Annotated in this window: 27 protein-coding genes and 1 pseudogene; 3 read left to right on the top strand and 25 right to left on the bottom strand. The window is 36.1% G+C overall.

What is annotated here, in order from left to right:
- Window positions 1–139 precede the first annotated feature (139 nt).
- The 10 genes from D5F11_RS09335 to D5F11_RS09290 all read right to left on the bottom strand — a co-directional run bounded on the left by D5F11_RS09335 (window position 140) and on the right by D5F11_RS09290 (window position 8,020).
- Window positions 140–1,141, bottom strand: coding sequence for a sensor histidine kinase (locus D5F11_RS09335; RefSeq protein WP_120118177.1), 1,002 nt, complete (start codon window positions 1,139–1,141; stop codon window positions 140–142).
- A gap of 1 nt (window position 1,142) precedes the next feature.
- Complete coding sequence (locus D5F11_RS09330) at window positions 1,143–1,826, bottom strand: response regulator transcription factor (protein ID WP_120118176.1); 684 nt, start codon at window positions 1,824–1,826, stop codon at window positions 1,143–1,145.
- Between the two features lie 353 nt (window positions 1,827–2,179).
- Entirely contained in the window at window positions 2,180–2,974 is a 795-nt protein-coding gene (locus tag D5F11_RS09325) for a CPBP family intramembrane glutamic endopeptidase (protein ID WP_120118175.1), read from the bottom strand.
- A 17-nt stretch (window positions 2,975–2,991) separates the two neighbouring features.
- Window positions 2,992–3,651 carry a TetR/AcrR family transcriptional regulator gene (locus D5F11_RS09320; RefSeq protein ID WP_120118174.1) on the bottom strand — a complete coding sequence of 220 codons (660 nt, stop codon included), beginning with the start codon at window positions 3,649–3,651 and terminating at the stop codon, window positions 2,992–2,994.
- 466 nt (window positions 3,652–4,117) lie between these two features.
- Window positions 4,118–4,948 (bottom strand): MBL fold metallo-hydrolase, encoded by an 831-nt coding sequence (locus tag D5F11_RS09315; RefSeq protein ID WP_120118173.1) that lies wholly within the window; start codon window positions 4,946–4,948, stop codon window positions 4,118–4,120.
- Between the two features lie 788 nt (window positions 4,949–5,736).
- Window positions 5,737–5,955 (bottom strand): alpha/beta fold hydrolase, encoded by a 219-nt coding sequence (locus tag D5F11_RS09310; protein ID WP_185830601.1) that lies wholly within the window; start codon window positions 5,953–5,955, stop codon window positions 5,737–5,739.
- A gap of 186 nt (window positions 5,956–6,141) precedes the next feature.
- Window positions 6,142–6,492 (bottom strand): VOC family protein, encoded by a 351-nt coding sequence (locus D5F11_RS09305; protein WP_120118172.1) that lies wholly within the window; start codon window positions 6,490–6,492, stop codon window positions 6,142–6,144.
- 198 nt (window positions 6,493–6,690) lie between these two features.
- Window positions 6,691–7,263, bottom strand: a complete 573-nt coding sequence (locus D5F11_RS09300; protein WP_120118171.1) for an acetylglutamate kinase — start codon at window positions 7,261–7,263, stop codon at window positions 6,691–6,693.
- 207 nt (window positions 7,264–7,470) lie between these two features.
- A complete protein-coding gene (locus tag D5F11_RS09295) occupies window positions 7,471–7,806 on the bottom strand; it encodes a hypothetical protein (protein ID WP_120118170.1) in 336 nt (111 codons plus the stop codon).
- A gap of 31 nt (window positions 7,807–7,837) precedes the next feature.
- Window positions 7,838–8,020 carry a hypothetical protein gene (locus D5F11_RS09290; RefSeq protein ID WP_126646540.1) on the bottom strand — a complete coding sequence of 61 codons (183 nt, stop codon included), beginning with the start codon at window positions 8,018–8,020 and terminating at the stop codon, window positions 7,838–7,840.
- 351 nt (window positions 8,021–8,371) lie between these two features.
- Here D5F11_RS09290 and D5F11_RS09285 point away from each other — a divergent pair, with 351 nt between their 5' ends.
- A complete protein-coding gene (locus D5F11_RS09285) occupies window positions 8,372–8,950 on the top strand; it encodes a hypothetical protein (RefSeq protein ID WP_120118169.1) in 579 nt (192 codons plus the stop codon).
- 177 nt (window positions 8,951–9,127) lie between these two features.
- On the opposite strand, the gene D5F11_RS09280 is transcribed toward D5F11_RS09285, so the two are convergent.
- The 8 genes from D5F11_RS09280 to D5F11_RS26235 all read right to left on the bottom strand — a co-directional run bounded on the left by D5F11_RS09280 (window position 9,128) and on the right by D5F11_RS26235 (window position 14,646).
- The gene (locus D5F11_RS09280) at window positions 9,128–9,409 is read right to left on the bottom strand and encodes a hypothetical protein (RefSeq protein WP_120118168.1); all 282 of its coding nucleotides are present in this window, start codon (window positions 9,407–9,409) and stop codon (window positions 9,128–9,130) included.
- Window positions 9,410–9,534: 125 nt separating this feature from the next.
- Window positions 9,535–9,687, bottom strand: a complete 153-nt coding sequence (locus D5F11_RS26240; RefSeq protein WP_185830600.1) for a hypothetical protein — start codon at window positions 9,685–9,687, stop codon at window positions 9,535–9,537.
- 51 nt (window positions 9,688–9,738) lie between these two features.
- A complete protein-coding gene (abc-f, locus tag D5F11_RS09275) occupies window positions 9,739–11,613 on the bottom strand; it encodes a ribosomal protection-like ABC-F family protein (RefSeq protein WP_120118167.1) in 1,875 nt (624 codons plus the stop codon).
- A 178-nt stretch (window positions 11,614–11,791) separates the two neighbouring features.
- Window positions 11,792–11,908, bottom strand: coding sequence for an RAxF-45 family protein (locus tag D5F11_RS27730; protein WP_280519816.1), 117 nt, complete (start codon window positions 11,906–11,908; stop codon window positions 11,792–11,794).
- 192 nt (window positions 11,909–12,100) lie between these two features.
- A complete protein-coding gene (locus D5F11_RS09270) occupies window positions 12,101–13,039 on the bottom strand; it encodes a DMT family transporter (protein ID WP_120118166.1) in 939 nt (312 codons plus the stop codon).
- 54 nt (window positions 13,040–13,093) lie between these two features.
- Window positions 13,094–13,204 (bottom strand): MetS family NSS transporter small subunit, encoded by a 111-nt coding sequence (locus D5F11_RS28045; RefSeq protein ID WP_425470778.1) that lies wholly within the window; start codon window positions 13,202–13,204, stop codon window positions 13,094–13,096.
- An 82-nt stretch (window positions 13,205–13,286) separates the two neighbouring features.
- On the bottom strand, window positions 13,287–14,000 hold the full coding sequence (locus D5F11_RS09260) for an AraC family transcriptional regulator (protein WP_120118164.1): 714 nt from the start codon (window positions 13,998–14,000) through the stop codon (window positions 13,287–13,289).
- A 475-nt stretch (window positions 14,001–14,475) separates the two neighbouring features.
- A complete protein-coding gene (locus D5F11_RS26235) occupies window positions 14,476–14,646 on the bottom strand; it encodes a hypothetical protein (protein WP_185830599.1) in 171 nt (56 codons plus the stop codon).
- Between the two features lie 339 nt (window positions 14,647–14,985).
- Here D5F11_RS26235 and D5F11_RS09255 point away from each other — a divergent pair, with 339 nt between their 5' ends.
- Window positions 14,986–15,702, top strand: a complete 717-nt coding sequence (locus tag D5F11_RS09255; RefSeq protein WP_120118163.1) for a sigma-70 family RNA polymerase sigma factor — start codon at window positions 14,986–14,988, stop codon at window positions 15,700–15,702.
- A 24-nt stretch (window positions 15,703–15,726) separates the two neighbouring features.
- Window positions 15,727–16,311, top strand: coding sequence for an ATP-dependent Clp endopeptidase proteolytic subunit ClpP (gene clpP, locus D5F11_RS09250; RefSeq protein ID WP_120118162.1), 585 nt, complete (start codon window positions 15,727–15,729; stop codon window positions 16,309–16,311).
- A gap of 640 nt (window positions 16,312–16,951) precedes the next feature.
- On the opposite strand, the gene D5F11_RS09245 is transcribed toward clpP, so the two are convergent.
- From D5F11_RS09245 to D5F11_RS09215, 7 genes and pseudogenes are all read right to left on the bottom strand, one after another.
- Window positions 16,952–17,167 carry a helix-turn-helix transcriptional regulator gene (locus tag D5F11_RS09245; protein ID WP_120118160.1) on the bottom strand — a complete coding sequence of 72 codons (216 nt, stop codon included), beginning with the start codon at window positions 17,165–17,167 and terminating at the stop codon, window positions 16,952–16,954.
- An 85-nt stretch (window positions 17,168–17,252) separates the two neighbouring features.
- A complete protein-coding gene (locus D5F11_RS09240; RefSeq protein ID WP_120118159.1) occupies window positions 17,253–17,474 on the bottom strand; it encodes a hypothetical protein in 222 nt (73 codons plus the stop codon).
- A 200-nt stretch (window positions 17,475–17,674) separates the two neighbouring features.
- On the bottom strand, window positions 17,675–18,532 hold the full coding sequence (locus D5F11_RS09235; protein WP_120118158.1) for a class I SAM-dependent methyltransferase: 858 nt from the start codon (window positions 18,530–18,532) through the stop codon (window positions 17,675–17,677).
- Window positions 18,533–19,122: 590 nt separating this feature from the next.
- Window positions 19,123–19,791: a YqeB family protein gene (locus D5F11_RS09230; RefSeq protein WP_120118157.1), complete on the bottom strand. Its 669-nt coding sequence runs from the start codon at window positions 19,789–19,791 to the stop codon at window positions 19,123–19,125.
- On the bottom strand, window positions 19,784–20,395 hold the full coding sequence (locus D5F11_RS09225; protein WP_120118156.1) for a TetR/AcrR family transcriptional regulator: 612 nt from the start codon (window positions 20,393–20,395) through the stop codon (window positions 19,784–19,786). The genes D5F11_RS09230 and D5F11_RS09225 overlap by 8 nt, the downstream gene beginning before the upstream one ends.
- A gap of 373 nt (window positions 20,396–20,768) precedes the next feature.
- Window positions 20,769–21,239: pseudogene (locus D5F11_RS09220) on the bottom strand (anti-sigma factor); the annotation flags it as partial.
- 131 nt (window positions 21,240–21,370) lie between these two features.
- On the bottom strand, window positions 21,371–22,336 hold the full coding sequence (locus D5F11_RS09215) for a DUF4822 domain-containing protein (RefSeq protein WP_120118154.1): 966 nt from the start codon (window positions 22,334–22,336) through the stop codon (window positions 21,371–21,373).
- Window positions 22,337–22,351: the final 15 nt, after the last annotated feature.

The raw sequence follows: 22,351 nt of genomic DNA, 5'->3' as shown, positions 1-22,351 counted from the left end.
TTTTCTTTCAAAAGCGATTGGCTTAATCCTTGCGCCGATGGCGCCCGGAGCTGGACAAAGAAAGCTTTTTTTAGAGAGCATTTTCCATCACAAGTTATACTTTGAAAAAAGCCACCCATTAAAAGAAATTTGGGCGGCTTTAAATCACCTGTGTGTAAAACTTTATTCTGAATTGAGTACCCTTTCCTTTTTCACTCATTACACTGATATCCCCGTTTTGGCTTTTAATAATACTATAAGCCATCGCAAGTCCAATTCCCACGCTATCTTCACTTGCATTTTTTCCTTTATAAAAACGTTTAAAAATATATGGCAAATCATTTCTTGGGATACCCTGACCATTATCGCTAATGATGACTTCCGTAAACAATGCGTTTTTTGTGAAAGAAATGCTAATAGTTCCACCTTCCTGGGTATGTTCTACGCAGTTCTTTAATATATTTATGATTGCTTCAACTGTCCAATTAAAATCCCCCAAGAGCGTTACGGCTTCTTCTCCGTCAATTGATATGTTCTGCTCTTTAATATCAGTTGGGATCAGGACAGATTGGATTGCTGCATGAATCAGTTGATGAACCATGATGTTATCCTTTTTAAATTGAACTGTCCCCGCATCGATTTTTGATAGTTTTAATAATGAAGAAACAAGCCATTCTAACCGCTCGAGCTGAATCCGGATATTGCGTGTAAATTCCACCCTTTTTTTCTTAGGCAGGTCGGCATTACTTAATAAATCCGACATCACCATCATTGAGGTTAACGGGGTTTTCAATTGGTGAGATATATCGGAAATTGCATCCGTCAGCTGAACCTTATCTTTCTTTAGAAGTGAGCTTTGTTCAGACAGCTTCAGCGTAACTTTATAAATATCGCTTTTTAAAATACTAAGCTCCCCTTCATGATTGTCTCGTATATCCAAAGAATAATCGCCACTAGTAATTTGACGTAAATATGCGGACAACTTTTCAATTTCATGATATCTCCAACGGGTAAAGATAAAGCAGGAGCCAATCAGTAAAATGGAAGTGATAGAAATAAGAATAAAAGCAGCTGTTGAAATGAAGAATGCCGCAATCATTGCAGCCAAGCTGATGGAACACATAACGAATAATAAGATCTGAATCTCTTTATTCCGTAACATATTAATCGCCAACCTTATAACCGACACCACGTACTGTTTTAACAATAGTTGGATTTTGCGGCTGGTCCTCTAATTTTTCTCTTAACCGTTTAATGTAGACTGTTAATGTATTATCATTTACAAAGTCCCCTGCTACATCCCAAATTTGCTCAAGCAGCTGATTTCGTGAAAGCACTTGTCCAATATGATTGGCAAAGATTAGTAGTAAACGATATTCCAACGCCGTTAAAATAACCTCAACGCCATTTTTATAAACCTTTCCTTCGAGGGTATTTATTTTTATATTTTCAATTTCAATCACTGTTTTTGTTTGAGTCTGCTTATGATATCTACGTAAAACGGATTTAATTCGTGAGAGCAGCTCGCGAATACGGAATGGCTTCGTAACATAGTCGTCCGCCCCCATATCGAGTCCCATCACCACGTTGACTTCATCATCAACGGCAGTTAAAAAAATGACCGGAAGATCACTCTTTTCTTTTACCATCCTACACAAATCATAGCCACTGCCGTCAGGCAAAGACAAATCAAATAAACATAAAGAAATTTGCTCAAGCTGTTCTGTTAATATCTTCTTAGCGGAACTGGCATCATAGCATAATATTGTTGAAAAATGATCTTGCTGCAGCGAATACTCAAGTCCGGATGCGATTGTTTTATCATCTTCCACAAGTAAAATTTTCATTTCCAGATCACCTTTTCTGTGAATCATTATGAATAGAGTGTATTTAATATTTTGGGATTCTGCAATAATGAATGTGTTCCTGGATTGCCTTTGTTTTCTTCCAAAGCTGATTTTCAGGTAACAGAGAGGCGGTTCAAAATTCTATAAAAAAATTCAGATTGATGTTCAATACCAATTTCTGTTAAATGATGAGAGCCTTGATATAAAAAACTGTTTTTCTTAAATGACAACGTTTTCTTTACAGGTGGGATCCATAAAAAATGAGCACAATTCTTACCACTGAATTGCGCTCGATTGTTCCGTTATTAATTTTTACTGGATTTTATAATCTATAGCTTAAGTGAGTAAAAATCTTATTTGTTATATGATGATAAGACATTTATTCGTGATGTAGACCCTTTAGTGTTATTCCTCTTTCGATAGAGTTCAAACACTGTAAAAATGACCAGTGCAAATAAAAGCGTAAATAAAGCAGACAGAACATTTGTATCTGGAATATATACTACCCAAAATGAATTAATCAGTGCATGGAAAATAATACATAAAAAAATACTCTTAGTGGATAAATAAATGACCGTCATTAAAAATGATAGTGCTAGGGCCATTAGAGTAAACCAGAGAAAATTCATAGTCACTTGATTTGAACCAATCACAAACCATAATGGCAAATGCCAGATTGCCCAAATACCTCCCACAATGAGCGTACTTGTGAATGGCGAAAATTTCTTCTGCAACATAGGCTGTAAATACCCGCGCCAGCCGATCTCCTCCAGACCACCTCCGATAATCATTATTGGAAAGTTTATCAATGCCATATATAGAGGGTTCGCAACCGTTGCTCCATCCCAAAGAGTTGGTAAAAAGCAAGCCGCAAACGCAAGTCCGACAGTAAGTAAATACCATACGAATGGATGTCTAGGATTTCTTATATTTTTAATAAACGATTTAAACTCTTCTTTAGAACTATATTTCCTTTTTAGCCATATCTCACAAATAGCAGGTGCGACACCGCCCAGAATAAACAAGATGATTGATAATGCTGTTCCAAATTTGAGCAGATTGAATTGTGTTAATATCGCTAAGCCGCCCCATAGTATCCATGATAAAGAAAATGTATAGAATAGAAACCTTCTTACCTCTTTCCCCAACCCTGTTACCTCCATCCTTACTTGGATCCCAACAATAATAATACAGACTTACATAGAGTATCCATTAGGCTAATCTCATCAAAAAGTGCTTGTTCATCTTGAAACATCCCATAGCACTTTTGTAAAACAACATCTCTTACAATTCCATCAATAGACGTCATCATAAAAGTAAATAAATCTTCTAGTGGTACTTTAGGCTGAAAACACCCCAAAGTAATTCCTTCATGGACTGCATTAAATAATCGCTCAACCAAGTATTGTCCGCTTTCCTGTTCAGCAATGTTAGATAAAATTTTTTCTTGTCTTTTTGGATTGTTCGCAAATAAGATTGTAAGCTCAAATTGAATTTTGCCAACCGTTGATAAGTTTTCTTTAATGTACTCTCCGAGAAAAGTAAACAGATTTTCTATCGTCTCTTTAGGAGAATTGCTACTTTCAATGATTGCATCTACAGCCTGCTTATAGTCAGCATTATCGTTAGCTTGATTAATGATTGCAACAAGTATTTCGTCTAAGTCTGAAAAATAGCGATAAATTCCTCCCTGACTTAACCCTGAAGCTTTAATAATATCTCTCATCGTAATTTCATATAGTGGCTTAACTTTACATACCGTTAATGCTGCTTCTAAAATAGCATTTTTCTTTCTTATTACATATTCATTACTTACCTTAGGCATAGTAGCCTCCTCTCAAAATAAAAATGACACATGTGTCATTTTTATTTTATATCACACCCTGTTCATCGTCAATTATTAAATGACACTATTGTCATTTAAATGATTCCCAAAGTAAAGGATACTGAAAACTAATATATTCGATTCTCGTTTCCAAAAAGCATATGAATTGTCGCGCCTTTATTGCTAGCGAGACGATGCAATTGGGTAATATTATAGCAAGGACAAACAAACCTCTTGAAGCAATGGTTATAGGTACCTCTTTTTGCTGAAAAAAGTGCCCTTAGGAAGCAGCTCTCTCAATGGGGGGATCATCCGAAAGTGCCATTCCCTTCCAATCAGTTAAGGTCGTTTACACGGCTTTATTTACCAAAACGATTGACGGTCCAATAAGGGCTGTTATAAACGAATCGATCTAAGTACAAAGTAAATCATGAATCTCCTCAACAGAAAATGAGTGATTATTCATTCATTTTTTGAGCGATGTAAGGTTTAATTTTTGATTAATGATAGAGTTTATAATATGAATAGAGTCCCATTCTCCAGAGGAAAAATGAGTAATTGGATATTTTTTAGGAAACAATAGGTTATTAATCTCTTCTGGACTTTTTCCTTCATCGTATAGCTTTAAAATATTCCCTTGTAGCTCCAACAGATATTCTAGCTTTTGCTTTAAGGCTGAGCGCCCATTGTTCAAATAACCTGCGTGGCTGCAAAATACTTCATCAAAATCATAGGTTATGACTTTTTTAATCGATTCGATAATCATGGGGACATCCTCTTCACGAAGAATAACCTTTGTCTTTTCTTGACAATAAAGGTCTCCAGTAAACAGCTGCCCTGTTGAATGATTTAAAAAAGCCAGATGATCGATAGCATGTCCTGGTGTTTTGATTACCCGCCATGTTCCATTTCGAGAATAAAATGTTTCAGAAATCGGTTCTGCCTGGAATGGCCCACGTCTTCCCCAAAACAATTGACGATAAATAGGATAAGCTGCCTTTTTTCTGCAATATTCAATCATCATATCATCCATAAAAATCGGAAGCTGAAGCTTTTGTAGATATGAAGCACACCCCGTATGATCTTCATGAAAATGAGTAATCACTACTTTATCAATCTCAATCTGCTGAAAAAATGGTTTAAAGTACCTTTCCAACGACTTTGCCCCTGTATCTATTAAAACACCATCAATGAAAAAGCAATGAACATTTAATTTTATGTTTTGAAATGATAGCGTTCCATTTCCCATCTGTACACCATTCACTAACTCACTTTTGAAGTTTTTCTTAAAGAGCATGAACCCTTCCTCCTTCTTATGACTAAGTTAACAAGTGCCTATTGTTTTATAAACGCATTATTCTGATTATAGCAAATACATGATTGCACTGTACAGTATGATTCAGCATTCACTGTCATTAATCAAAGAAAATTGCTTCGTAAACGATAAATTTTATTTTAAATATTCTTATTACAAACTATAAATTTTTTAAACGTAAACATCTGCATAAAACCTTTAAAAACGTCGATATATCAACGTCTACAAGCTTTATTCAGTGGGGGTTCAAACCCCGGCTGAATAAAGTCAAAGCCTCCGGCGGATGCCACAGATTTTCAGAGGAAATTTATTGAGCGGAGCTCGATAAAATCTGGGCGCAAATACGCCGAGGCGCATTTGATAAGTTGTTTCAGAGCGAGCGAAAAAGTCGTAGCGGATGGGCAGAATGGGAGCAGATCAACGAGACATTACATATTGCAATGAAATTTAACTTGCCGGTTAATTTTAACCTCTGAATTGATGGATTTTTTGAAGAGATTAAAGGTGCTGCCCATTATGTAAATCAAACGAATAAACAAGTGCATGTTGTGGTTGTTATCGTTATCCTTAAAGCCCATAGAATAATTGCCAGTGTTGAATTTGAAATAGCCATTCACAGAGTTGAGGGGCTTTTAAAAAATAAAAAAAGCCCGGTGCGCTAACTAAGCTTTATTTTTAAAAAATTAGCATCTACCCACGTATTATTATTAAGTCCTAAATTCGCCCCAAGTATATGCTTTGTTATACATGATCCTGCAAATTGGGTTATATTAGCTGAAATCCTCAGAGTCCACTTTACCTTTTGGTAATGAAGATTGACCATGTCCACGTACATCCCAGGTAATGGTTTTGTATCGTTTAGATAATTCATCAATCTGTGGTTCCCATTGTCGATGATCCCATGAAGCACCATGTGTAAAAACAATTGCATCACCAGAACCTTTTACTTCATAATACAATTCAACATTATTTATTTTGACTTTAGGCATTTCTTCACCTACTTTTCACTAGTATGGATTTACCCTTTAGTATATAAAATGTCATAAGTATCTGCTTTTTTGTTTATTATCTGTTATGTAACAATCTGGCACTGAACCTAAAGAAAAAGCACAGATCCATCCTCTGGAAATGCGCCCGATTGGAGAAGTATTCAACGCAATAGTAATCTCATTCATCTATAGATGAGTAAGAATATTGACGAGCTTCCCGAATGGATCCCTTACATAAAAGCGTCGAACTCCCCATGGCTCCTCAACTGGCCCATACTCAATTGGAATCTCTGCTTCTTTTACGCGAGTTAGTGCACTGTCAAGATTATCAACTTCAATTGACAGATCGGGCACTGGTGTCCCAGAGCCTCCCTCTGAAAGAAAGCTAATTTGAGTGTCCATTTTCTCATGTGAGCCATAAGTTGCAATAAATCCCATATCCATCAACTGATCAAGTCCGAGCATTTCTCCATAAAAGTACGTTGCTTTAGAAATGTTCTGTGTCTCAACGTTGGCAACAATTCTTTTAACCTTCATTCTACATCCTCCTAAGTTTTTTCATATCTTATTTTAACAAACGGGCCCTATAATGGAATAAACGTATATTAATTTATTGAGGTTGGGAAAGAATATACTTAAAGTAATGGGTCAGTTTCGTTCAAAGTGATTTATACAAAAACTAAAAAAGGCACTGAAATTAGTGCCTAATATCACTTATTGTACAGTCAGAAGATTTTATGGGCGAAATTTGTTGGGGAATTGTCTTACAATTCCCTGCGTTATTGTATCCGCCATTTGTAAAGCTTCCGCCTCAATTTTATCAAACACAGCAATACTTGCTTTAAAATCTTTTTGGAGTATAAGTACTGCTTCCTGTGTAGTAAGAGCCAGATGCTCGAAAAACATTTCTTGGAATTCCTCTCTTGAAATAAAAGGATTTATTGTATTTAGGAATTTGGCAATTTCTGCTCCATTTTCGTACCATCTTTTCTCTATAGCTGCTACAGCCCTCTGATTGCCAGCTTTTGCAGCTTTGACAAGTTCCACAGCAATTAATAGGTGCTCCCTTATTAAGTTGCTGAACCTCGCGGCTATTCTATTTCCATAGAACGGCTTTAGTAAATTTCCCATATCTGTAGCGTTTCGGAGAAGACGTGCGGTAGTAAAGTCTACATCAGGTAAATTAAAAGCCAGGCTTATGATAGTCAGTCTTGTCCAGTATACGTGTTGTTCCCAAACTAAACGCATAGAATTACTTAAACTAACTTCCTGTTTACTAATACAAGATGAGTTGAACCAAGGTTTCATGGATTCACCCCCTTACCATCCAATGTCATATTCAGTATATTCCGACTCCAAAAAGTATCTTGTACATTAGCTATCGGTTAATCGTTGATTTCAAATAAATAAAAAAGAACCGCTTGATTTTGCGATCCGGTTTATTTCCTTATTGTATTAACGGGCGCTAATCTAAAAGAGGATGCGCCGCTGAAATTAATTTATGTTCAACTAAAATTATCCGACATATTGAAGGATTAACTGATATGTTGCTATGCAAGATCCTAAAAGACTTGCTTTCATTTTAGATGGATGGTAGCTTTCGCTTCGAAACAAGTATAAAAAAACTACTATAAATCCTAACGGAATCCATAACTCAAAGACACCTTCGTTTGTGCTGTGGGAAAAAACAGGTGTAATGTAAGTGCTAACCAAAAAATAAAAGAAAATTGTAAACCGTCTGGTCTCTAGTTGTTTGCTCCACCTGACTAACAAGTAAATAACAATTATTCCGATAACCGTAATGTGTAATGGAGGTAGAACAATAGATCCGTTTCCAAATGTGAATTCCATTTTGGTGTTCCCCCTTTTTTGTTATAGTGTATCACGGTTCAAGATAAATGGTGTTTAAATGTATATCAAATGCGCCTTGGCGTATTTGCGCCCAGATTTTATCGAGCTCCGCTCGATAAATTCCCTCTGAAAATCTGTGGCATCCGCCGGAGGCTTTAACTTTATTCAGCCAGGGTTTAAACCCACACTGAATGGAATACCAATATGCATTCATCTCACCACTTATAGAAGTGGGAGATTTCTGCTGAATGAAGTTAAACTATAAGCAATTAAGCGCAATAGCTGAAAAAATTGTCAAATTATTTTTTCAGTTTTTCTGCTATTCAATATTCCGCAAAAGGGCGCGCTAATAAAATTACTGGAGAGCTATTTTGGCTCTATTTCAATTTTTTTATATTCGATCCTTGTACGCAATTCTGCAGCTAGAATTCCGCTCTTTCTTCATAAAGGAGCAGTTCAGTAATATAGTACACTTAATGTCAAAATAGATGGTCAGAAATATAGACTAGTAGTTAGTAATTACCGAATCAATACATTCTATCTCTTAAATAAGGTTGTGGATTAAATGATTAATGTACAGACGTATCTTGGAACAAAGGACCTAGATACTTATTTTGAAGAATTGTCTAACCCGAAAAATTTTTTTATAAATATAGACGAATTCGGAGCTAAAGAAACTTTGAATCGTATGTTAACAAAAAATAAAGGGATTGATTTATATGGAGTCGTTTGCATCCAAATAAATGGTATGGATGTATCCACTTTTATTGATTGGGATGATGTAGATTTAATGTGGACAGCTTTATTAACCATGGTACGCGAGTACGTTGATGATGGAAAATACAGTGAGACTCAAATGTTCATAAATGGACTAGAATGGTCCATAAAGAAAATTCAATCCTCCCCAAAAGATTTAGTTTTATTTAAGGTATTTAGAAATAGTGCTTTATTTGATTTAAGATCAGATCTTCCTGTTTCTAAAGAAACACGAGTAAGCTGCAATGAAATAGACCTTCTAAAGGCAGTTGTAATCGCCGGTGAAAAATATATTTTTTTTAGGGATGAGGATACTAGGTCTCATAATTTAATTGTAGCAAAGCGACTATTGAAAGAATTGAAGTGTGAAATAAAGAATATGAACTAGCTTTTATGAAACAGGTAATGAGCCGATGCTGCATTACCTGTTTTTGTTTATAGTCGATTCTTAATTAGAGTGGACAAAACAAGTACTCTAATTCATTATCCTTTATTATAATTGGTTTTGGTGCTTTATACGAAGAAAATTCTCAGATGCTCGGTTTTCATTTCTAGTTCAAGGCGATTAGGACTCTTTCCATTTATCAAGATACTTTGTTTTAACCATTTCATCATAAATTTCTTTAAGAAGTTCATTACTGCCATTTTTTGCTATTACTTTATTAATATAAGCATCTTTGACAGAGTAGAAATATTCCAGTTTAAATACATTCTTATATTTATCTATAACACCTAGAATATCCAGTATTAGCAAGGTTCGCTTACACTTTGAACACTTTCCGCAATTGTGAATGTAGTGAATACAAACATTTAAATGTCTACTAGCTACATCCATTTCATCAATCATTTTTGTTTTCTCTACTCGTGTATTGTTACTTCTAACTATGTAAAATGTTACATTTTCCGTTGAAAGTAATGGAAGGCTGATTACTTCCTAATAAGAGAACGCCATTAACCCATACCGGCACTCTCTTAATCAAATCCGCCTTGGCGTATTTGCGCCCAGATTTTATCGAGCTCCGCTCTATAAATTCCCTCTGAAAATCTGTGGCATCCGCCGGAGGCTTTAACTTTATTCAGCCGGGGTTTAAACCCACAGAGAATGGAATACCAATATGCATTCATCTCACCACTTATAGAAGTGGGAGATGAATGCTGAATGAAGTTAAAGCAGAACTACAGATCCAGTTGTTCATAAAGTTCTTCCCACTGTCTCTCAAGCTCCTCCTTTTCTTCATATAGTAGTTGTAAATGCTCTAATTCTTGAATTTCTGCTAACCGCCTATCCAACTCTGAAATCTTCTGTTCCACGGTTTCTAATTCCTTTTCCAAGTATTCATACTTCATATTCTTTTGTTCTACTGGCTTCTCCAAGGCAGGTGGTTCCTTTTTAATTTCTACTGTTATATGCTCCGCCCTACTTTTTTTAAAAGCCATTTTCTCCTTTGACCAATTGTAGTTACCCTCAAAACAATGAACTTCTTTTGATTCAATCCAAAAAATTTTCTCAAATAGTTTATTTAGAAAATACCGATCATGTGAAACAGCTAAAATCGTTCCATTATAATTTTCAAGTGCTTCTTCTAAGACTTCCCGAGATTCAATGTCTAAGTGGTTTGTCGGCTCATCTAGAATGAGCAGGTTAATGTCTTGATACATCAGTTGAGCTAAGCGGAGTCTCATTCTTTCCCCTCCACTAAGCTGAGAAACTTTACGGAAAACCATATAACCATAAAATAAAAACCTGGCCAAAATATGTCTTGCTTCCCCTTCTGTAACCCTTACCTCATTACGAAATGCTTCAATGACTGTTTCATCCTTAATGTCAGAAAAAATGTTTTGAGATAAGTAACCTATTTTTACGTTACTTCCGATCCTAACTTTTCCTTCATCAGCATGGAGCTGCCCCAAAATCAGTTTGATTAATGTGGATTTACCCGTTCCATTCTCACCGACAATCGCAGCTCGTTCTTGATAAATCACATGCATATGAACATGTTCGAATAACTGCTGTTCTCCAAAAGATTTTGAAACATCAGTAAGCATCAACACATCTTTCCCACTTCGGTCAGAAGAATCCATCTCAAGGTCCATTTTTTTCCGATTTAATTTGGGACGATTCAGTTTTTCCAATCTTTCTAATGCTCTTTCCATATTTCTTGCACGTTTATGAAGACCTTCGTTAGGTGGATTGGCTCTGTTCGCCCACTCTCTTAGCCGTTTGATAGCCTCCTTCATTTTCTTTATTTTCTTTTGCTGTTCTTCATATGCATGGAATTCTCTTAGAAGCCGCTCCTCTTTTTCTTTCACAAACCCCGAAAAGTTTGTAGGATAGCACTCAATTTCACCATCCTCCAAATCCAATATTCCAGTCACAACCTCATCAAGAAAATAACGATCATGGGAAATAACAACAACCGTTCCACTATACTCATGCAAATAGCTGCCAAGCCACTCCAATGCCATTAAATCTAAATGGTTAGTCGGTTCATCCAATAATAAGAAGTCTGGTTCTTTTAGAAGAATAAGGGCTAAGCCAACCTTTGTTTTTTCACCACCACTTAATTGGTTGAATTCCTTATCAAGTAGATCATGTATGTTTAGGCCATTAACCATTTTTTCGATATTAGCCTCAATCTCATATCCGCCTTTTAATGTAAAATGGTCCTGAAGATTTCCATAATCATCAATTAATTTTTGCAGACTTTCTCCGCTTGGTTCCTTCCCCATCTTAACCTCAAGCTTCTTCATTTTTTCTTGTATTTGTAAAAGATCTAAGAAAGCTGTTTCCAAAACATCCTTTGTTGTCGATTGACTCGGAAATGCTGGAATTTGTGCAAGATAACCAACCTCAGAACCCTTTTTCCAATGGATTTGGCCGGAATCAGGTACTTCCTCACCAGCTAACAACCGGAATAAAGTTGTTTTCCCACTTCCATTTCTCCCAACTAAGCCAACCCGATCCTTTTCGTGAATTTCAAACGATATATTTTCAAAAATGGAGTTACCTCCATACATTTTTCCGACCTGATGTACACTGCATATAATCATGTAAATATTCCTCCTCGAATAAAAAAGCACACAAAAAAGCCATGAGAAAACACAACCTCTCATGGCTCGTTGAATAAGGATTTTTATAGAATTAAAAAAGAAGAGCTTGAAAATCTCCTCTTCAACCATCCTTACATACTGTGGGTTAGAGATGTTTTCACCGTTTTAGATTTGCTATTCAATTGCTAAAAAAGGGCATACGTATCCCGTTAACAATTGAAGCGGCAAATTTTGCACGGTTAAAAAATAAGAACTCTGTCCAAAACCCGTGCACTAAAACAGCTTGATTTAACATCTTTACCCACCCCCATCTCATTGTTATTTATTCATATTTTATTATGTTTAGAATTTATTTTCAAGCCTGACTTGAAATTGAATCATTAGGCTATGAAACAATTCTGAAATAGCAATAGAACCTGTAGAGAAAAAAATCAAAGAGGACATTGTTTTGTTCGACTGCAATTAGGCTGAAAAAATCTACTGAAATTTAAAGCCTATCCCCCTTTTCATACGTATCCGTTTCATAACTAACGCTTCGAAATCGATTGAATAGCTTTATTACAGGATGAATCGCAATATTTCCCGAAAGTAATAATCCGATGACAACAAAAATAGTAGCTACACTATCAAAAATAGTAACAGGTTCATCTAAAAAAACATTTGCAAATACATATCCAAAAATAGGTGTCAAGAATAACCAGTTGTTAGCCTTTACTGTATCCTGTTTCAACAAATAAAACCAAAGTAGCATGGTTCCGATTGAAATAACAAACACTAACCAGCTTAATGACCCCACTAGGTTCGGATCCAGCTTTATAAAGTAAGAATCTTTTTCAAGGATAAAGGTGATAGGAATTAATATAATACCGCCAATCGTCATTTGCCAAGTATTGATCACAATACTGGGTAATTTTAAATCAACTTTTTTAAAATAAACACTTCCAACGGCCATTGATGCCATCCCCACGCCCAAAATAATCAATCCGTATACATGCACTTCTCCACCTGTAATAGTTGGCCATGTCGCGATTAGCAACCCAAAAGCTGCAACAGTCATCCCAATCCATTCCATGAATAAAACTTTTCGCTTTAATAGTATCCAAGACAGAATAGCAACTAAGAACGGATTGGTTGTCACAAATAAATTAAACAATCCCGCTGACACATGGTTCAACGCCCAAAACGTTGCCCCTAAATAAATAGTTGTATTTAATAAGCCCAAAAGAAAGAGCGATCTCCACTCATTTAATTTTGGCCAAGGATATCTCTCATGAAAAAAATAAATGTACAAGAATAACAAGCCGCCGGCGATTATAAAGCGACTGGTTGCCAACAATAATGGTGTAGTCGAGTTTAACCCGATCTTCGTTGCTATGGCCGCAGATGACCAGAGCATTGTAAAAAATATACCTATGACTGTTTTCATGATTTTCTCCTTTTTAGGATTTTTACGGCAAACTAAAAAAATCCCAGTAGTACATTAAAGATCGGATTTTTTAAATTTCCTATTTTTTACAAATCTAAAAATAAAGTAACCTAAGCCACCCCAAAGCAAAACAATACTAAAAATCATCACAACGATGGCATCCATTGACATAAAAAAATCATCCCCTTATCCATTTGACTTGATTGTAATGGATAGAATGGAGATGATTTTTACTGATTTATAGATATTATTTATCAGAAATACGTTGTTTTCGAAATTGAGTTGGTGTTATTCCCTCATATTTTTGGAACAAACGAGTTAAGGATGATTGATAATCTAAGCCGACCTGTATAGCAATATGTAAAATAGATAAATTTGTATGACGGAGTAACTCTTTCGCCTTATTCAAACGTACCTCCTGTATATATGTAAAAGGAGTTTTCCCAGTTTTTTTGTAAAACCACTCTGAATAATAGGAGTGATGATAATGTTCAAGAGAGGCTAATTTCCGAATGGTTAGTTTCTCATGGTAATGATCATGAATGTATTGAATAGATTTGGGCAAACAATCTTGGAGTAAATAATAAGAAATATATGGATAAAGCTCCTTCAATGCAGAAGTATTTACATTTTTTTGATCCACTTCATTTTGGATCAGAAACCGAATACCTTTCCAATGGTTATTAAACTTGCACAAAATTCCCTCTTCCAAAAGCTCCCTTCTAGTCAACATGAAATCCGGGATCTCCAAAATCAAAAACTCATTACTTGTCATAGAATGAAAAGTATGAATACAATTTGGAGGAATATAAAGTAATGTTTCATGATTTAATTGAAAATCGTTTGCCCCTGCCTGTATGAAAAGCTGACCTTGAAGCGGTAGAATTAACTGTCCATAATAATGGAAATGAGTATTTGGTGTTGAACTATAAGTTCTTTTCTCAGCAACAATCTTATTCATTATTCATCCCTCCTTCCATTACTAAAAAATTTAATTTTTATTAACAGGCATGTGCCATTTTTTGTCTGCAGAATTTAGAAGATTTTCCTAGGCACTTGTAGACCAGATTTAGCTATTTTACCTAAAAGCAAATCAAATGCGCCTTGGCGTATTTGCGCTCAGATTTTATCGAGCTCCACTCGATAAATTTCCTCTGAAAATCTGTGGCATCCGCCGGAGGCTTTGACTTTATTCAGCCGGGGTTTGAACCCCAATGAATGGAATACCAATATGCATTCATCTCTCCACTTACAGAAGTGGGAGACTTCTGCTGAATGAAGTTAATTCTCTGTCAATAAGTTTCAATACATTAACAATAATTGCTGTTTTAAAGGACTTAAGCTTAAAAAAATTCTTTATTTTATGTTACACAATCTAACCTAACCGTCACCACATTTTGTAAAACAATTCTATCAAATAATTTAGAGAGAACCAATTATGTTATGGAATTTCCTTTATGTGAAAAATAAAATGTACAAACAAAATCAAATGCGCCTTGGCGTATTTGCGCCCAGATTTTATCGAGCTCCGCCCGATAAATTCCCTCTGAAAATCTCTGGCATCCGCCGGAGGCTTTGACTTTATTCAGCGGGGTTTGAACCCCCACTGAATGGAATACTAATATGCATTCATCTCACCGAAATGGGAGATTTCCTGCTGAATGAAGTTAAAATGCCGACAGCATACAGCCACTCTAATGAAGATGCGAAAAAGCGCATGAAAGTAGAAAGAAAATTCAATGACTTCCCATGGCTAATATACAGTATGTGACAAAGAAACATGTCAATACTGGATTAAAATAAAGTGAAAATTATTACGGATGGCGATACCAGCATCAATGTCGGCGCCCATTTTAGACATCATAAAGAAAAATTTTTTTGACCCCGTATCCTTTTCTTTTTTTCAAACGTTTAGTAAGTAGAGAGGTGCTAAAGGAGTGAACAAAATGTACAAAGATCGTTTCCCTGTACTCGTTAAAAATAACGGTCCATCTAAGGAAGGATTGACGCAGAACCTTATGAATTTACTTCCGCAGCTTCAGCAATATTGTCGATATCTTTCTCAAAATAAATGGGACGGAGAGGATATTGCTCAAGAAGTAATGGTTAAGGTTTTGGATCGTTACAAGCATAAAGACAACATTACGCCTGCTTTGTTAAAAAGAATAGCTTATAACTTTTGGATTGATACAATCCGAAAGAGAAAAAATGAAACGTCCTTGTCTTTATCAGAGTTAGAGGAAAACAAGAAAGAAACCAGTTATGCTTTAGATGTAATTGATTTTTTAATGAAAAAATTAACACCGAAGCAAGCCGTCATTGTCCTGTTGAAGGAAGGTTTTCAATTTAAATCAAAAGAAATCGCGAGGTTATTGGGCACAACTGAGATGGCCGTAAAAGCAAGCCTTAGCCGAGCAAGAAAAAGGATGGATAGTAGCGAAATTGAAAAAGCTTCCTGCTCCAATGAATTGTACTGGACTGATGAAGAACATGATCAGCTTTATCAGCTATTTTATAAAGCCATAACATTACAAGATCCATCTGTGCTGATCGAAGCTATTCCATCTATGCGCACTTTAAAAAAGGAAACAGGAACACCAATCGCTATCTTAAACCAAAAACTAAATCACTCCCCTTCAAGCACTCTCTCTATGGCTGCATAGCTAATTGAAAAGGAGGAATGAGTCATGAGTACAATTCCATATGTTATTGAGCAATCAAATCTTGGGGAGCGCTCCTATGATATATACTCCCGTTTATTAAAGGATCGAATTATTATGATTGGTGAAGAAGTTAATGATCATATGGCGAATAATATTGTGGCGCAACTATTATTTTTAGCGGCAGACAATCCCGAAAAAGATATTTCCTTATATATCAATTGTCCAGGTGGATCTACAAGTGCAGGTTTCGCCATATTTGATACGATGCAATACATTCAGCCTGACGTGAGGACAATTTGTACCGGGATGGCAGCCTCATTTGGTGCAATGCTGCTTCTAGCTGGTACGAAAGGGAAACGTCTTGCTCTTCCCAATAGTGAAATCATGATTCATCAACCGCTTGGGGGTGCGAGAGGGCAAGCAACAGAGATTGAAATATCAGCGAAAAGAATTCTAAAGTTGAAAGAAAAAGTCAACCAAATTATGGCTGACAGAACCGGCCAAACCGTTGAAAAAATTGCAAGAGATACAGAACGGGATTATTTCATGAGTGCAGAAGAAGCCAAAGAATATGGGATAATAGACGAGGTTATAGAGCTAAATAAATAATAATCTCACTTGGGTAGAGAAAGAATCAAAAAACAAGGAAAATTTACATGATCGACTTTATTTCAATGCTGCCAAACTTAGTAGCTTTGAAATAAAGCTTAAATCAAATGCGCCTTGGCGTATTTGCGCCCAGATTTTATCGAGCTTATGCTCGATAAATTTCCTCTGAAAATCTGTAGCATCCGCCGGAGGCTCTAATTTTATTCAGCCGGGGTTTGAACCCCCAATGAATGGAATATCATCTCACCACTTACTGAAGTGGGAGACTTCTGCTGAATAAAATTAAAGGGGGCGGTTTCAATCGAGCGGTTTTGTTTGGCTCATGCTTAAAGCGCTGACCACACCGTTTAGATTCTTTTTTTAAAATAGCCGATCCTACATGTACAAGGATCGGCTTTATAGTTTAGGTTGATCGGAAAATAGCGTGTAAAAATCAGCATTATAAATGTCTTCAAACACCCATGGATAATCATGACTAATTTGGAATTAAACAAGAGGATTTCTCCGAAAATTACTTCAATTTCTTTGAATTTCATTTTAGCTTTACGATAGCCTTGAGTAAACAAAATCTAAGGGACTCTACACGGCCAACCTGTTCATCGTTAAGGTTTAATAGCTGAAGTATATTGTTATTCATCATTCATTTTTCCTTTGAATTCTTTTCATTTTCATACAAAAATAACTCATCAACTGTGGTATCCAAAACCGAAGCCATATCAAAGGCTAACTTTAAAGTTGGATCATATTTATTATTTTCTATGGCATTGATCGTCTGTCTTGTAACTTGACATAGGTTAGCTAGATCCTCTTGGGAAAGTTTCTTTGCTTTTCTTAATCGTTGAATATTATTTTTCATAATAATTATCCACCAAACCTCTTTTTATTAATTAAAACAGCTACAAAGTAAACTATCGATATTGTTACAAGAAAAGTAAACGGGTTTAATCCATTTGTTCCTGAATATTAGTAATTGATGCATACACAGACACACTTACTTCTATTATTAATAGACCGACTATAACTGCAAACGTTTGGGACATTGCTTTTTGTTTTATATAATTTTTCCTTTCATCGCCTTGTTTTGATAATGAGTAAAGGAGAAAAGTAATGAGTGTGACAGTTAATAAAAGGATACCAGTGAACAAAATCAAAACCCAATTCATTTTTTAATTACCTCCTGTAAATGTAAAACACTTTTTACATTTACAACTATAAAAGGACCAGTAAAAAATGTCAAATTCTTTTTACATTATTACTGGTCTCCTGAAAGCAATCTTCTATATATTTTTATAATTTCCTCACAATAACCGTTTACCATCATTTATTAAAATGTGCTGTTCTGGAGGATAAAAGTATCCCGGCTCTAAGTAGTCGCTATCAGGAACTCCTCCCCACTTGGCAGCCTAAGGTTATCAGTTCGCCCGGAAAAGTAGCGCTTGTTAAGTTCGGTCGCGGATACATGCTGGACTTCTCGAAAGTCCGCCTCTTGGGCCAGTGCCAACATCTCCGGCGGTGTGAAGAAGCTGATGAAAGGCGTGCCGCTTGATCGCGCTCCCTTTTCCGCTGCTTCAGCTTCAGAGCGCAACTCAGATTCGGTCAGCTCAAACGGCAGCAGGAATGTCATGGCTAATGTGGAGCCAGGGGCCAGCCTTGCTACCTGACGAAGCGTATCCATAATTGCGTCTTTAGTGAGATACTGAGTAACACCCGTAGAGGCCACAACTGCTGGACGGGTCGCGTCAAAACCGGCGGTTTTTAGCTGCTCCCACCAAGACCCGCCAGCTTCGAAGTCAACCGACACGAGCCGCAACCACTCTGGGATGTCAAATCCGAGCTCTATCAAGCGTTGTCTCTTCCAAGCCTGCGTATCAGGCTGGTCAACCTCAAAGACCCGCATCCGGGAGGCGATCTCCGGTCGACGCTGAGCAAAGGTATCTAAGCCAGCTCCGAGGATAACATATTGGGTCACACCATTGTCGAGTTGCTCAGTGACTAAGTCTTCAATATAACGAGCACGGGCCACAATCGATGCTCGAAAGCTACTGGTACCCTCTGGATCCATGTCAGGGCGTTGACGCCATCCCTCCTCTGGATCAGCCAATCGCAGACCTACTTCGTCCTCAAGCACATGCGGTGATGAATCGACCTGAACATGCAGCGCCCGCCATAACGCAACTCTGATTGCAGTGTTGTCTGGCTCCCTATTTTGCTTATCATGCATAATATTCTCTCCTCTTGAATCATTCCATTTTCTTTGGGTGCGAAATGACTATTTAGAATCTCCGAATAAATTGTTTTAACCTCAATTAAATCTAGCGTTTTCTTGGACTCCCAAAGAAATAGCATTTAAACTCTTCAATAAAACTTTATCTCTTAGCTATTATTCCACAATCTGTTCATTTTATGGAATAAGATGATTAATCGAGCTCCGCTCGATAAATTTCCTCTGAAAATCTGTGGCATCCGCCGGAGGCATTGACTTTATTCAGCCGGGGTTTGGACCCTCACTGAATGGAATACCAATATGCATTCATCTCACCACTTATAGAAGTAGGAGATTTCTGCTGAATGAAGTTAAACAACGCGATTTATAATTAAACATGTTAATTCTTATTTAGAACATTCTTCGGTCACTTTATTCCTTGTGAATTGTAGTAAAGTGAATAGCTATTGATCTTAACGCTCTAAAATTTAACTTTCGCAATGGGAAAGTTATTCTATAGTCTTCATTATTTCATTCAATCTTAGTCCCATATCGCATCAGTTTTGTTTTCAATGTAGAGAATAAAGTATTTTTGTTTATTATCATATTTAACGATAATATTGTCGATTATCGTTTTCTTTTACTGATACTCGTAATTTCCATAGCTCTTTAGCCAGCTGAAATACTTCTTCGTCCTCTCCATTTTCAATCGCTATTTTTCTAGCTTTCAATAGCGCATTCGCAGCAGGTGATAAATCCGGGGAATCTACTACCCACTTTTTAAAATCTTCTTTAAATGGCTCTTTGTCGCTCCAAGAATAATTATGCTGTAAAAATGCAGTTCTCACTGTGTTTTCATTAAGCTCTTGCTTATATCGAAATATTTCTTTCTCATCGTTTCCTAATAACACTAATTGCTTTTTATCCAAAAACACTAGTAAGATATCTTTCTTGTTTAAGATCGTTTCCTCATTTCTAAGCTTTAATATAACTTTGTCATCGTAAATAGACACTTCGAGGCTTTCATGAAAGGTTAAAAAAGTCAATGCAATTCCCGCAATCAAACCTAGGATCATTGTAATAAAGCCTACCCATACTCCATTGTACGACGCAATTAATTTTAAAGGTCCTTGGAAAGGTACCCAAGGCAAAGAACTCCCCCATTTTGCTATCCTCGGAAGAAACCACCCAAGAACTAACCCGGCAATTGGGAAACCAACCCATAAGATCACTTTATCAGCCTTTGAAAAGTTTAATAATGTATGATTATTATTCATTCACCTTGCCCCTTTTTGACAATACACTTGTAATAGTTTGTCTCCACACAGCTGTACTATCTAATTGAATTCCTATCATCGGATAGTTTGATAAGTTATCAAGCGTCAACGCAAGTATACATGCTTTCTCATGTAATCCTTCTGAATCAATAAGGTCAAATTCTATTCCTTTTTCCATTAATTTGATAAAACCATTAATAAACCCCTCCTGTACAGCTTTAATTTTCAATCTATATTTATTATGTGAATTTTCTCGGCTTCCATATAGAAGAAACTCATTTAATACTTGGACAACAAGTAGTTGTGTATCTGTAGATTCTTCAATTAATAATTGCGCCCCATCACTAAAAATCTTCTCTATAAAATTATCTTTCGTATAGTTATTAATATGAAAGTATTCCTCAAAACTATATCCTTCTAAAATCCAAATGAATACTGCCTCTACTAGTTCCTCTTTTGAAGAGTAATAGTAATATATTGATGGCTTCTTTATACCTACAGAATGAGCGATCATTGAAAGTGAGGTTTTTTCAATTCCATACTGTCCAATTAACCATGTGGTCGTTTCAAGAATTTTTTTTCTTGTTGTTTCGCTTTTGCTCATTTCTTCACCTTTTTCTACCTATCGTTAGTTAGATTATAACGTTTGATTATGTTAATTGTCAAAACAATCCATTGGTTCTAATCAGCTAAACATATCGCCGATATTACATTTAGGTTAGTCTGTTTCATTAAGGACTTAAAGGGGAATTTAGAATTACGGAATTTTGCTTTCTATTTCTGGAGCACATAATAGGCAATATCTGATAGCATTTCATGCGAGTCAGAAAAATCATATGAAATCTTCATTGTTGAGGAAATATCCCGTTGAGACAACCCAAATATGGAGGTCCCAACTATTAAGTAACAGATATCGACTTTTTGGAAGAGAGACATCAGAATAATCCATTAAAGTTTATGATAAAAACAACTAGGAAAAATTTTGGGTGAACTAATGAAGATTCCAGCAATTTGTCAATTGAGTCATTTCCATTCCCCACTTAATATAAATCGCGTCTGTACGGTATCAATTACTTCGTCTGATCTAAAACCTTATTTTCGCTTAGTATTTCTAGGCTAGAGTCATTAAAGTCCACTTGTTTAAAATCTTTGATTGAATCAAAGACTTCAACTTTCTCTATAATGAAGTCCAGTCGATTTATTATTTCAGTTTCTGCTTGCTCCAAGGTCACAGGCACGTTTTGTCCTACTTTAAACAATTGTTTACTATCCTTTGGTAAAGGAATAACGCTAAGTTCGGAAGTGTCATTGTCATCGCTAAAAAGAGATTTATCATAATCCATTATGATGGATGACTTTTCCTCTGATGTTGATTCAAGTGAAATACTTTCCAAGACTTTCAACATTTGTTCATCACTTATATCTGTTTCAATATAGCTTTCTAACATGCCCCTTCTTCCTACCATTGAAAAAAGATCAACAAATTCTCCAAAACAATTAAACGGCCTTAGTCCACTAGGATTCAGGACTAGAGCCGTTCTGTCTTCTTGCAAGGGCAGTTCCAACATTATTTTTGTTTTCAATGAGTGAATTCCGGTTTCAGATCGCCATCATAAGGTTCATGCTCGACAAATACAGTTATATCTTGCCCATCCTTGTCTTTTCCAGTTCTTTTATAAGTAAATTTATTGTCATTAAGCTCTGTTATTTCAAGTACTGCCCCATATTTATTTTCTCCTAACGAAACATGGGCTCTGATTTTATTTCCGTGTAGTACATTAAAGTAACCATAGTCCCCACGGCTTTTTCCCGTTTCAGGATTAAAAAACTCATATTTATTCGTCTTATCATCATATTTTGCCAGGCTGATAAAATTTGTATTGTACTCGGTTACATCATTTTCGTCTTCATCTAATACAACGGTTCCATGCCAAAGTGTATCAGCTAAAATTTTATCCCCATCTACATCTGTAACAATATCTCCTGTAGTAGTGTCCAAAGTTTTATCTGGCTCAGTAAAAGAAAGCTCTTTTTCTTTATATGGAACATGCTCCACAAATATCTCTACATCATTACCTTCAGCATCTTTACCCATTCTTTTATAAGTAAAAACATCCTCATTTAATTCTGTTATGTCAACTACTGCTTGGTAGTCCTTGGATTCGGAAATGAAAACTCGACTCTTTCCATCATTAGTGATAAAGAAAGCTCCTCTATCGTCACGACTTTGACCAGTTTTAGCATCAAAAAGTTCGTATCGGCCTGCCTCGGCATCATACTTTGCAAGACCGATATAATCGCTGTTCTCCTTTGTTAAATCATGATTATCTTGATCATAAACTCTTTTGCCCTGCCAGTTTGTACTGCCAAGAATATTGGCCATTTCTTGGCCTTTGGTTAAATTATTTTCTAATTGATCTTCTTTCTTTGTGTCCTCAGTTTTTGTTGCATTATCTTTTACAGCATCATCTTTTGTATCGGGTTTTGATTGACATGCTGCTGACAGGACCATTGTTAGACTTAATAAAATTAGTAACTTTCTCATATGTAATGACCTCCA

It is taken from the genome of Siminovitchia terrae (assembly GCF_003605405.2).
GTDB lineage: Bacteria > Bacillota > Bacilli > Bacillales > Bacillaceae_C > Siminovitchia > Siminovitchia terrae.
The sequence above is the reverse complement of the archived record's forward strand: the minus strand, read 5'-3'. Positions and strand labels throughout refer to the sequence as shown.